Source organism: Paenibacillus sp. FSL K6-2524 (genome assembly GCF_038005525.1).
Lineage (GTDB): Bacteria > Bacillota > Bacilli > Paenibacillales > Paenibacillaceae > Fontibacillus > Fontibacillus anaericanus.
On sequence record NZ_JBBOSP010000001.1, the window covers coordinates 5536915 to 5550690 of the forward strand.

At 35.5% G+C, this 13776-nt stretch carries 8 protein-coding genes; 1 reads left to right on the forward strand and 7 read right to left on the reverse strand.

Annotation, left to right across the window (positions count from 1 at the left end; all coding sequences use genetic code 11):
* Positions 1-16: 16 nt before the first annotated feature.
* From NST85_RS25880 to NST85_RS25910, 7 genes are all read right to left on the reverse strand, one after another.
* Complete coding sequence (locus NST85_RS25880; RefSeq protein WP_341189008.1) at positions 17-1201, reverse strand: IS256 family transposase; 1185 nt, start codon at positions 1199-1201, stop codon at positions 17-19.
* A gap of 99 nt (positions 1202-1300) precedes the next feature.
* Positions 1301-2053, reverse strand: coding sequence for a hypothetical protein (locus NST85_RS25885; RefSeq protein ID WP_341190784.1), 753 nt, complete (start codon positions 2051-2053; stop codon positions 1301-1303).
* Between the two features lie 282 nt (positions 2054-2335).
* Positions 2336-4252 (reverse strand): glucosyltransferase domain-containing protein, encoded by a 1917-nt coding sequence (locus NST85_RS25890; protein WP_341190785.1) that lies wholly within the window; start codon positions 4250-4252, stop codon positions 2336-2338.
* A 373-nt stretch (positions 4253-4625) separates the two neighbouring features.
* Positions 4626-6935, reverse strand: coding sequence for a glycosyltransferase family 2 protein (locus tag NST85_RS25895; RefSeq protein WP_341190786.1), 2310 nt, complete (start codon positions 6933-6935; stop codon positions 4626-4628).
* A 33-nt stretch (positions 6936-6968) separates the two neighbouring features.
* Positions 6969-8516, reverse strand: coding sequence for a class I SAM-dependent methyltransferase (locus NST85_RS25900; RefSeq protein WP_341190787.1), 1548 nt, complete (start codon positions 8514-8516; stop codon positions 6969-6971).
* Positions 8513-9736 carry an ABC transporter ATP-binding protein gene (locus tag NST85_RS25905; protein WP_341190788.1) on the reverse strand — a complete coding sequence of 408 codons (1224 nt, stop codon included), beginning with the start codon at positions 9734-9736 and terminating at the stop codon, positions 8513-8515. Before NST85_RS25905 ends, NST85_RS25900 begins: the two co-directional genes overlap by 4 nt.
* A gap of 21 nt (positions 9737-9757) precedes the next feature.
* Positions 9758-11122: an ABC transporter permease gene (locus NST85_RS25910; RefSeq protein ID WP_341190789.1), complete on the reverse strand. Its 1365-nt coding sequence runs from the start codon at positions 11120-11122 to the stop codon at positions 9758-9760.
* Positions 11123-11289: 167 nt separating this feature from the next.
* Between NST85_RS25910 and NST85_RS25915 the strand changes: the two genes are divergently transcribed.
* Complete coding sequence (locus NST85_RS25915; protein WP_341190790.1) at positions 11290-13746, forward strand: Wzy polymerase domain-containing protein; 2457 nt, start codon at positions 11290-11292, stop codon at positions 13744-13746.
* Positions 13747-13776: the final 30 nt, after the last annotated feature.

The following is a 13776-nucleotide window of genomic DNA, read 5'->3' on the forward strand; positions in this document are numbered from 1 at the left end:
TCTTGTAGAAGTTCGTTTAGTTTTTGTTAGAGAACATTGCTAGCAGTTCTGATCGAGCTTGATCGAAGCCAATATGACAACGGGTAGCAAAGCGTTGGTTATAGCTTTCAAACTGTGAAACCAAGAATTTTTCTAGTGCCTCTTCATGGGGAAATTGTTCTTTACGATTAGTGTATTTCTTAATCTGTTTGTTAAAGGATTCTATTAAATTCGTTGAATAAATGCTTCTCCAGATCGGCTTAGGAAAGCTGTAAAACGTGAAGATATAGGGATTTTCTCGCAGGGATTTAGTGACCTTAGGATATGCTGTTTTCCATTTATCACAGAAGGTTGCCAGCGCCGCTTTACCAGCTGCTTCATCGTCAGATCGATAGACGGATTTGAAGTCTTCACAGATCTCTGCTCGATCTGAGACACGAACTTTATGGGCAATATTACGTGCTAAATGAACACAGCATGTTTGGTACTTCGCCTGCGGGTAGATCTCCTGAATCGCATTCACAATACCTGTGAGTCCATCGGAGATAAACAGAAGGATTTGTTCCGTGCCACGCTGTTTCACGTCCTGAAGGAGTTCTTTCCAAATGTAAGCTGATTCGGTCGGTGCAACGGCGTACGTAAGAACTTCCTTGGAGCCATCCTCACGAATTCCCACGGCAATGTAGACCGCTTCCTTAGATACCGTTTCACGTTTAACGGCGATATAGGTCGCATCAATATAGACGCACACATAGCGCTCCTCAAGAGGTCGTTTCATAAACGCATCGACATGCTCTACCATCACTTTTGTCATGTTCGATATGGTTTGTGGTGTGTAGTGGTGACCGTACATTCTCTCGATTAGGTCGGCAATCTCCGTCATCGTGACACCCTTTTGAAACATGTGGATGACAAAGGATTCTAGCGTATCATTCGAGCGTTTGTACGGTGCTACAGTCTGTTGCTTAAACTCTCCGTTACGATCTCGAGGAATGTTGAGTTGCAGGTCCCCATACTCGGTATGAAGCGTTCGGCAGTAGCCACCGTTTCGAGAATTCCCTGAATTCATACCTATACGGTCATATTTTTCATAGTCTAGGAATGCAGTAAGCTCCGTCTCTAACAGGTGATTCATAGCACACTCTAAGTGACTGCGAAATACTTCCGTTACATCTTGTTTTGTGACTAGAGCTTGGACTAAATCTGTTGTAAAATGATTCATAGGGAAGACCTCTCTTTGAATTGTTGTGTGGTAACTCAATTCTACAAGAAAAGGTCTTCCTTTTTCTATTTATCTATTTACACAAAATATTTTACGCTCTCACGTGAAAGTAAAAACATTCAATCCTATTAACCTAAATACCATTTCCAATATATGAGGGTATAGTCCATATTGATTAGTAATATCTACTAACATACTCTCTCCCATATAAACAGCAGCCATAGAATGAAATATTGCATTAAGGTGACTTAAATATTCTGGTGTATCCGCGAGTGAATAAACTGAATATACATTCGATAATCCAATAAAAAGAATAAACAACAAAACTAGTGAATTTTTTATGATTCTAGATTTTTCATCAGATAACTTAATGTAAGTGTGAGCCTTGTAATCCAATTTCCCAAAAAGATATCCGACTACCCCAATAGATAAAATGATTACTATAAAAAACAAGGGATACTCTTTCACAAAAAAATTATCCAAAAAAAATATATTATCACCTTGCAGACTATATAAAATCAGTAAAACCAATACAATTACTATACTTAACGAATAGGTTACATTATAAACTAATTTGGAAGAAAGTGATGGAATCCTAATCAATATTCTATTTAAAAATATATAGAGAATACTCATTGTTATTGGAATAAAAAATACTGATATAACGAATATATTTCTTTCACCTGGTTCTGGTAAAAATGAATTTGAATCTACAGAAAACATTAATTTAATATCGGGAAATAAACTGCTTGGAATATCCTGATTAATAAAAATACCTATAAAATACATTAAAATAAATGAAAATATTATACTAAAAAAAGCAGATATAAATAATCTCCGTTCATTAATCATGTTCCCCCCCCTATTTTATTACTTTTTTTCAGCAAGTCCCCATCTCCTTTAATTAGGAGCCCAAACTAAATATACTGATATAATTTAAAATCAGAGCAATATTTCATTCCTTAGATGTTACTCGGCACGAACTTCTCAATGTTATATGACAAGATTCAAAAGCATTTATAGCAGAGTTGGACTCTTTTACAGGACATCATTTTCTAGGTTTAGAATGTATAGTCTATTTTCAACAATGCATTGGCCTCTTTTTTCTTTTGCTAATTTAGTATGACAATCGAATTAAGGAAGTTGAATAGTTTCCCCTATAGGTTCTACTCGTGTATTCTCATGATCACTAATGATCAACGCAACATCATAGATTCCTTCCATTAGTGTAGTGGTATCAAGCGAAACGCTGAATCTAGTAATCAATCCATCATCGACATCGGCTGCAGCATCTTCCATAAGCAAGGTATCTGTTTTCAACAAATATTGCCTTCGATCATTAAAGAGAGCAACCTGAATAGCCGTATCTGAAGAATTCATACCGTCAACATGCCCCCATCCTTCCACTCTAAGGATATTGGCTTCAAATGAGAACCAATCTTTTGAATATTTCACCCCACTCGTATCATTTCTATACTTCTTATAAAATTCAGTCAAAGTAAGTTCGCTTGTTACATATGGCATTGGTCCAAGTTTAACTATTACGTATTCACCAAAGTTATTAACATACCCATCATTCGGATAATGCTCCATTCCGCCAGCTCTAGTGATGATCTCTTGCTCGTCCATATCTATAAGTTGTTTAATATTATATCCATGCGAATTCATAAAGCGGAATATCCTACTTGAATTTCTCAATTGGCTCTGAAGGCCAAAATTCCTATCCCATTGAAAGATAGAGTAACCTTCTGTATTCCCGAGCTTTAAATTGTAATTTTCAGGTTGCCCAATAAAAACAATTTCTTTTTGAGAGTTACCACCACTATATTTTTGTATCTCCTCGGCAATGGAATTCATTTTTGCTAGGTCCAGCTGATAACGTAAATAGTCAGTATAAAACAGCTGGTTCATATTCTTTGATTGATACAATACGATTAACACTATTAATAAAGTAGTGATCCTGCGAAGCTTTATCTTCAAAAAATATTTATTCTTAAAATACATATAGAATAATGAAGCAACAAAACCAGTAAACACACTATTAGTTATAAGCATCCGATTTAAAATATGAATGCTCCCGTTTATAAAGTACATTGAAAATGCAGCAAGAACACATCCAATACCTAATAATAAATAAATCATTTTTTTCTTTTTCAGGGAAAAAGCAGTACTATACAGCAGTAAAAATAAACCTGATAAAAATGCAATAAATGTGCCCAAATTTTGCGATATATAATCAAATTGAAAGAATGCCTTTAGAAATTTCATAAGAGAATCAATGAAATTTCCAATGCTACTAAAATCGTATTGAATATGATTGAATATATACTTATTTGGACTAATTGAAAATACTTTCTGCAGAATGGATATAATAATTGAATTCAAAAGAAGCACTCCAACAATTAAAGAAAATCCTTTCAACAAAATAAAAAGAATATTTGGAATAGTATACTCCATCTTACGTTCCGAGAAACACACAGTTACAAGACATACGATGAATATACCAAGTAAAAAATAAACGATTGCTAATTCCGAGAAAGAAAGTGCATACAATAATAGAGCACCAGAAATGAATACCTTTCTAAAGGAATTCCGATTCATAGCCCATTCGAAGAAACAGTTAAGTGATAGGGGGACTAAACATAAAACTGTCCCCATCTCGATAGTAGTCAACATAAAAATAAAATTATCCGCAATAAAAGGACAGCTTATAGCTACACAAGAAAAAATAATTATGGAGACATTATTAAAGTAATTATTAGAAAACTTCTGTATCAAATACCCCCAAAAAGTAATCCCTGCAGTGATAAGTAACACACCAATGATGTCCCGCCAGAAAGGCAAAAAGTCATAAGTATTAAATATGAATTTTGTTATATAGCCTCCCCATCTCCCCTGACCTAAAAGGGCACCTTCATTAATATAAATATTGAAACTCTCATCGTCTACACCCATAGAAAAATTTGTTAACGTGAACCCATAGGTCAACAATATAGTTATCGTTATTAACAACCAATAATATTTGTCTCGTTGAATCGCTTCTTTTAACAAACAGATCTCTCCTCAATACTTGACATGCATAATGATAAAGTTACATAAGGTCAAAACTTGTTAACAGGCTGCCCCCTCAAGGAGATCAGCCTTATCTGAGCACTCTGCCTACGTTTTGGTTCCTGCCTTAATCAATGCGAAACCCAAAATCCCTTGTTATCTTTCATTCGGGAATATAGGCTAGTTAGCAAATCAAATTCTGCTCTGCTTTCGTTTGCACATCCGGCGACCCTTCGCTTTTTATAGTACTTCCTAACTTTTAAATACAGTTTCTTTTCCAAATCCAAATTCCTAATGTCAATGACAGTATCTGATTTCTTCGTCATGCAACAGTGTATTTCTTGGAATTATTACGGAATACCCTTATTGAAATTCAAGATCTGTTAATGCCAATATTATTTTCGTATGAAATTGAAGATTCTTCAAGAGAGAAGTCCTCTCTGTCTTTCGTTAAATTTGGATTATACGCAGGATCATTATTAAGAACTCTTTCCCAACGTCGTTTTATCCATTCAATTTCCTTCTTGAATCGTTCCTGCTTCTCAGGAGTATCCTCATAGCCTCTACTCTTCGATTCATGATGATAAAGTTTCACTTGGGGAAGCCATACATTATTGTACCCTTCACTCCAAACTTTAAGGCAAAAATCAACATCATTAAATGCTACTTGTAGCTCTTCTTCAAAACCACCAACTTCAATAAATATCTCTTTACGTATCATCAAACATGCAGCAGTGACTGCTGTATAGTTAGAAACCACCTTTAATCTACGGAAATATCCTGGGCTTTCTGCTGAAAAGTGCTTATGACTATGACCAGCAACACCACCAAGACCCAATACCACTCCTCCGTGCTGTAAAGAACCATCAGGGTAATATAGGCAGGCGCCTACTGCTCCAATCTCTGAACGGATAGCTTGTCCGACCATTTCAGTCAGCCAGTTTTCAGATATTACTTCTATATCGTTATTAAGTAATAACAATAATTCACCCTCTGCTTTAGTCACGCCAAAGTTATTTAACTTAGAATAATTAAACGGGATGTTTAATGAGAATACTTTAATTCGTGACTTTTCCCGTTCTTCCCAATAATGATAAGCTTCAAATGTCGCTGGATCATCACTATTGTTATCAACGATTATTATCTCAAAGTTTTCATAGCTTGTTTTCTTGAAGATTGATTCTAAACACTTTTGTAAAACCGACACCATGTTTCTTGTTGGTATTATAATAGATACCTTTGGATTTCCTACGGGTAAATACCTTGTTAGATATATATTAGAATGATCTTCTATCGATTCAACAAAAGCATTCCCCCCTCTTCTTTCAATAGCATCCTCCAATGCCTTAATTCCGGCAACATGAGTATAATCCTTTGATTTAGTGTTAGTAGCAGTAGAGTTAGGAATCGATCTCCAATGGTACAAAACTTTAGGGATGTGATAAATTTTATTAGTTAGCTCAGAAGCTCTTAACATTAAGTCAAAATCTTGGCTACCTTCGTATCCGGTTCGAAATCCTCCGAGTTGATCTACTAATGCCTTACGATACAACGTTAAATGACATATGTACATTTGAGACATTAATAAATCCGGGGCCCAATCCGGTTTGAAAAATGGAGAAAAGCGCTCACCCTCAATAGAAATTTTATCTTCATCACTATAAATAACATCGGCATCACGATTTGTGTTTAACAATAAAACATTTTCATATAACGCATCGATTGCTAATTCGTCATCATGATCTAATAAAGCAATATACTCACCTATTGCTATTTCAATTGCAGAGTTTGAATTTTCAGAGATATGTCCATTCCTTTTCCTAAATACAACCCTAATTCGTTCATCTTTCTCTGCATACTCCGTTAGCACCTTTTTAATATGAGGTTCAGTAGATGCATCATCAGATATACATAGCTCCCAATTCGAATAAATCTGGTCTACAACTGAATCAATACATTTCCTTAACCAAATTTCATCGACATTGTAAACGGGAAGAATGATTGATATTAATGGTTTATATTCAAAAATCCTCATATTTCGTTCGGCCTCTTGTATAACATTTTCAGTAACTTGATTCCTTGAAAGCCATATTTCATAGCTGTTTCTATTATCAAAAGTCCCGCCTTGTAATTCCTTTACTTTTTGACTCAATCCCTTTAGTCCGTCGTACTTGTAAACAGTAATTGCTTTGTTTATAAGTGTTCTTAACGTCCGGATGTTGAACCCGCGTTGTTTCAATATCTTCACAATGTACTCAACTAATATGTAGTACTTTGTTGTATTCTTTATTTTTATATTTTCAAGTTTAAACTTAACTTCCTGTTCGCCTGGATCTAATCGAAGTCTCTTAACACTCTGCTGAATATAAAAAGTTGATTTATACTTACTTGCTCCAGAAGTAATCCAAACCAGATTCATACTCTTATCTTCAGAAAAGCCAGCACCCTCATCCCAATATAATTTAACTGGAATGTTATGTGAACTCACTGAATCCCAAGTTATAATATTCCAACCTCCAAAGAACCTTCCGTCTAAAATGAACGCTGGATCTCCCCCTGTTGATATCCATGTCCCATCCAACTTATTCAGATCTGATATTGGGTTAAGATTCAGAGTTGATTCAAATCTAATTAATCCAGCTAACGCAGTTAGAATCCGATTTATTATGCCTTTAATCTTCAATACAATCCTCCTCATCAGGTTTTTCTTGCAGAGTTACTTTCCTAGTATTTTCCTTATTTTAACGACTAATGCCCAAGCTTTTGATTCATATATATCTCTCAGTTCAAGCTCTTTTGAAAGCAATAACCTGATAAGCTCTTGCTTCTCATTCTCATCATCATTAATCTTCTCAGTAGAAGTCTTCAACCTTGATTCCGTCTCATCATTCACTTCTCTTAATCGTTCCATTTCACTACGCAGTGCCTCAAAACTATGATTATTATTAGCCAAGTTATCATTAAGCGTCTCGTTCATCTTAACTTGGTGCTTATATTCTTCAGCTATAGAGACAATCTCATTTTCTTTACTCGATAACATTTTCACTACATGAAAAACAATCTCTTCTTTTGATAATTCAGAAACTGTAAGCTCTAACCCCAAAATATCTATTTCAAAGTCGAGACTTAATATAATGTTAGGGTCATCCGTTCCAAAAAAATAAACATCCGATATTTCTAGATCGAAATTACCTGTTATTTGGTAGTTGATTGATTTCCCATTATTTTCATCAATAAATTTAAGGATTTCAATTCTATAAAAACCACTATAGTTTGAAGGATCTATTCTTATACTTTGAATTCCTTTAATATTATGAAGATCAACCGAAATGTGCTTTATTAATTTTTTATCATTAAATTGAAAACACTCACTCTCAGATTCAGAGAACCCTTGCCCGGAATCTATAAACACTTGGACCTTATCTTCATACACTAAATCCTTTTCATCATCCTTATTTATCATTAAACACAGATTATAGAATGTCCGTTCCATCCTATCGAACTTTCTCAATGTTGTTTGAGGTACTTCCATAGTTGATATTTCTAGTTTAGGACACTTTCTATTTTTTTCTAAAACAACAACCTTTCTGTAGGATTCTTCCACGTAATCATAATCAAATATATATGAATTATAGAATTTATCTATTTCGAGACGATAAAGCCCCAGTTGGGGATTCTTCGCGGCGAAAAAATGAATTCCCATTAGCCTTTCCCAAATATCTATATTCCCATGACCGATCATCTTATAGCTGATATTTTTCGACTTAAGATAATCTTCAAGAATATCTTTACTGGGGAGAACGTTGTCCATATGCTCTTCAAGCCAAATAAAGTTTTTATTGAATAAGCTTTTAAAAACAGCATTCACTCTGGTTTCCGCACCTACCACTTGTTGAGAATAAAATGGTGCAGTCACAATACAAATTTGAGAACTAACACGATAAATTTCGTCTACAAATTGATTTCTCTTCTCCATTGTAATGTGTTCAAATACATCCAAGGCAACAATCACATCGTACTCGTTATCTGGAAAGGGCATTTTCGTGGCGTCACCAAGAATATAGTTCGGATCATCCATTAATTCCTCTGGCAATTGAATATCTAAATAAGTTATGTTATCCATAGGCAAGAATTTCTCCAAATTCCGATGTTCATTTGCCCCCACCTCTAGAACACGAAACTTTTCATTATCAACTCTTAAATTATTGATAATTCTTCGAACATTGTTATATCTTTGATATTGATCAAAGAGAGTATTAATCATCCCAACACTTCCCATCTATGATTCATATATACTAATCCTTCTGAAATATACTTATTCGTTATATTAAAGTCCACCACATTCTCTTTGTAGTGTAGACATACTATGCCTTCATTATTAAATAAACCCACATCAATGCAAAACGTTCCACTAAGCAACGGTAGGCTAGAAATAATATACTTCATTCTATGTCTACCTAATTTATTCGGAATATCAATTTTCTCTAAGTGAGTATTAGGTCCGAATATATATTTGCGATCTGGTGTATAAATCGCGACACCCAATAATAAATCTTCTATATAATCATCATAGACTTCATACTCTATTTCAACTTCTAATTCATCAAAAGTTCTGAAACTATTCTTGTTTAAGTTCACTTTTGTTATTGATGCTACAATATCAGGGTTGGTTGGTTTCACAAAATCCTCTAGTTGAGTAATTCCTGGTTCGTTTATTCCACTTAGAATCTCATTATAAATACTATGTTCAGTATTATATTTCATGAAATCCTCATATAAATCAGCAATCTCAGATGATTCACCCGAGGCTTGCAATATACCATCCTTAAGCCACACTGCTTTATTACAGAACCTTTTGACCTGCTCAGTTGCGTGAGATACAAACAATATTGTTGTTCCTTTATTCTTTAATTCCTTCATTTTATCAATACATTTCGTTTGGAAACGTACATCACCCACTGCCAAAGCCTCATCTACAATCAGAATGTCCGGTTCAACATTAATAGAAACAGCAAATGCCAACCTGGCAAACATACCACTAGAGTAAATTTTCACAGGCTGCTCAATAAATTCACCGATATCAGCAAATTCAATTATATCATTCATTTTCTTATCGATCTCTTCACGGGTAAAACCCATCATTAAACCATTTAAGTAGACATTCTCTTTGCCACTATACTCTGGATTAAATCCTGCACCAAGCTCCAATATGGCTGATATTTTACCATTTACTTGTATGTTACCACTTGAAGGAGATAGAACTCCTGTTATTAGTTTTAATAAAGTTGATTTTCCGGATCCATTCTTTCCTAGAATACCTAGGGCATCACCTTTCTCAACCTTAAAAGAAATACCATTAAGGGCTTTGAACTCCTTATGATATATTTTATGAGTGGGAGAGATTGCTTCTTTTAGACGGTCTAAGGGTTTATCGTACAATTTGTAGGATTTCACAACATCTTGAATTTTAATTATTTCATTCAACCTTCATTCCACCTTTACCTCTTATATTACATCTGCAAAATGAGGTTTTAACTTTTTAAAACTCTTAACTCCAATCACAAGCGCAGCTATACAAAACATCCAAAAATAAAACGTGTAATATGGATGATCTAAAAAGGTTACCTGTCTAATGAAGGTATCTCTATACCCTTCCACAATATAGAACATTGGATTCAATTTGAATATATTACTCCAGAAATCAGAAAGCATTGTGTATGACCATCCAATCGGCGTGAACCAAAATCCAATTTGCAAAACTATTATTATTATTTGGTTTAAATCCTTAAAAAATATCACAATAGCAGATGTTATTAATGATAATGAAAAAGTAAGTGCAATTGTACAAATCAAATAATAGAGCAATTGAACATTGTGAATATTAGGATAATATCCATATCCAGTGTACATCACGAAAATAAATAGAATGAAAAACAAGTGTACGAATAATGCAGATGTAATCTTAACTACAGGTAACAATTCAATCTTAAATACTACTTTTTTCACAAGATAACTGTATTCTGAATATACATTTGTAGCACCAGATAAGGCTTCAGAGAAGAAAAACCATGGGATTATAGCGACTATAAACCAAAGTATGAACGGGACGTCCGATACACTACCACTTCGCAAACCCACCTGAAATACAAACCAATATGTAATAATGGTAAGTAGTGGCTGTATGAATCCCCAAACTATCCCTAAATAAGAAGAAGCATATTTCGTTTTAAAATCATTTTTAGCTAAGCTGAAAATCAAATGTCTTCCTCTATATATCTCTATCAAAAATCTATATAAATCTTTGATTGAATTTAATATATACAAACTTACTAAAGTAGTTATTATACTAGCAAAGGAGCCAAGAATAACTTTAAGAGGGTTAATGCCATTTACAGCAGCATCATGGATTGGTTTAATATCTAGCACTAGATATGGATCTTTATCCGTTGCTTGTAGTTCCGATTTTTGATCCATCATACTTATTATCTTTATATCATGATGTTGATTCATTATATCATTAAGAGAAATGCTAACTTTAGAGTTCCCTACTAACTTAATATTCCTAATATTAACTATCGCCTTCTGATTACCCAGATCTAATCTAAGAGAATATACATCCTTGGGTATATTATATTTAATAGTTTGCCAAGTTCCTGATTGATCATAGGCTTGATGAAAAGATTGTTCCTCAGACCATTCTTGCCCTTCCTTGGTAATATAAAATAACTGATAATCATCGGCTTGATCAGCATTCAATTGAAATTGAAAACTTAGCTTTGATTCACTCTTTTGGTATGAAATAAACATATTATAGTAAAGAAACATTAGTATGACTGCTATTACAATAAATATTATTTTTTTATATTTCATTCACGTACTCCTTCAATCAAACAACTAATTTTAGGTGTTTCACCCAATCGCTTCTTGGTATTTCGTTTTACTCTATACCCTTAAGCCAAAAATTGTACTCGATTATACTTATATACCTTACCTATGCTAAAATATTGTCGTACCTAGAAGAAAAGGAGATTATAACCTTGTCGAATCCAGTATACGGGAAAAAAGCCATAGCGTCGAGAAATGGGCAAAAGTTACCTGTCGCTTTATGGTTGTTAATTATCGGATTAATCATTTTCATGGTGTGGGCACCCTTTCAAGCGGGTCTATTTAACGGACTTGTATCAACCTTTGAGAAGCCTATTTATTGGGCAACCATTATTGGGAGCCTATTGCTCTTAGTTGGGATATTCGCCTTCTTCAACAAATTCAAATTGGAAGATCAGCGCGATTGGACTGCGATTGCTGTACTATTACTTCCTATTACTTACATGCTTGCTTTGATCTCAGCAGCTTCACATTTTTATGCGACCAACGCAGTACTTATTCAATGTCTATACGCCTTTATCTTTATTATAGGCCTCTATTTACTGCAAAATAAACAAGCTAATTCTATCATAGAGACCTCAATGATTACCGTGGCCTATCTCACTATCTTGTTTGGACTATTAAATTGGTTAGGACAAGGGCGGCTGGCTTCAAGCATAGTCGGATGGTTCTCACCTACAGTCATTAATGGACAATATAACCAGGCAGTTTGGATTGATTCCAATGGTCCGCGGCTGGCTTCGGTCTTCCAGTATCCGAATACATATGCTGCGTTCTTGATGGCCTTCTTCTTCGTTGCGATATTTGCTATTACTCGCTCGAAAAAATGGTATGGACAAGCCATACACGCTTTTTCACTCGTGCCAATCGTATTATCGATTCTACTGACATTGTCACGCGGCGGTCTAATGTTTCTACCCATCGTATTTATCGTACTATTATTATTCCTTAAACCTGCCAATCAAGTTCTGTGGATTCTCTATTGCCTGATTGCGGGTGTAGGAACACTGCTAATTGCTAAGCCAGTTACGGAACTTGGGCAACAATTTCACCTTGGACAAATCGGCGATCCTGCCAAGGGATGGTTTTACGTATTAGGCGCATCGCTGATCACAGCCCTATTAGCCTGCTTGATCCAACGTTATGTGGCACCTCGTTTAGAGAACGGTATGAGTAAATTGACCAAGAAAAAATTCTCGAATCTGTGGCTGCCTATCGGGTCTGTCGTTGCGGTAGGTTTGCTGATCGCGTTGTTCCTTGGAACAAACCTGAAGCACATTTTACCCGGAAATATCGGTGAACGCCTCGAAAACATCAACCTTCAACAACACTCTGTGCTGGAACGTCTGACATTTTATAAAGATGCGGCGAAGGTTGTAAAAGATTATCCTATCATCGGTGCTGGAGGCGGAGCCTGGGCTTCCATTTACGAAAAGTACCAGAACAATCCATACACGAGCCGACAGGCCCACAGCTTTGTCATGCAGTATCTAGTAGAAGTTGGACTTCTAGGCTTCATCATATTTTTGGCCTTCATACTCTTTATTTTCTATAAATACATCCGTGGGTATATGCGATCAGAAGAACACGAACGGGACTCCTATTTTGTTTATTTCATTGTTGTGTTCTCCATTCTGATTCACAGTATGATGGACTTTAATATGAGCTACGTCTTCATAGGCATGCTCGTCTTTCTTGGACTTGGGGGCATGGTTGCCGCAATGGACAATCAGCCTGTTAGACGCTTTACCCTAAAGCCAGGGAATGTCAGAGTTATCTATAGTGGTGTTCTGGTCATTACTTCAGTGGTTCTAATCTTCACCTCGATCCGGTATATTCAAGCAAACAATGCCGCTATCAAGGGTAGAGAGTTGATGACTACCAGTAACGATTTTAATGAAATTAAGACACCGCTGGATCAGGCACTAAATAAACGCAGCGGCCTACCAGATGCTGTACTCAATATGAATGCTCTACTGCAAGCTGGTTATGAGCAAACCCAAGACGAATCATTCTTCACTGCTGATTACGACCTTCTAATGTCAGCTCTAAAGAAGGAACCGTACGATAAAAATATATATAATCAGCTCATTATTTTGCATCAGAAAAAGGGTTCGAACGACCAAGCATACGAGGTATTGAAGGATAATGCAGATCGATACGCCTGGGATATGGCTTGGTACGAGAAACTGATTGCTCAATCCTTTGAACTCGGTTATCAAGCCCTCAGCGAGCAAGATAACGATAAGAAAGAATATTACTTTAAGGCAGGATTGGATGCCTATCAGCATGTCGTAGATGGTGTCGAGCATTTGAAGACACTGCCAAAGGGGCAGTTCCAAGGGAATCCTTTTTATGTTACACCTCAAATGGCTTTAAATGCTGGTAAGATGCAGTACATGCTGAATAATCCTGCTGAAGCTGCTGAGATTCTGAAGCAAGGGATCACAGAGGATTTAACCGAAGCAACAAACCAAGAAATAATCCGTTGGTATCTGGCCGCCTTACAGATGACAGGAACTAACGATCAACCACTTTATGATCAATACATTCAAATAGACCCAACGGCCAAAGATGCGATCGATCAATTGGCTCAGATGACATTCTGATAATTAGTACAATAAACATAGAAAACGACC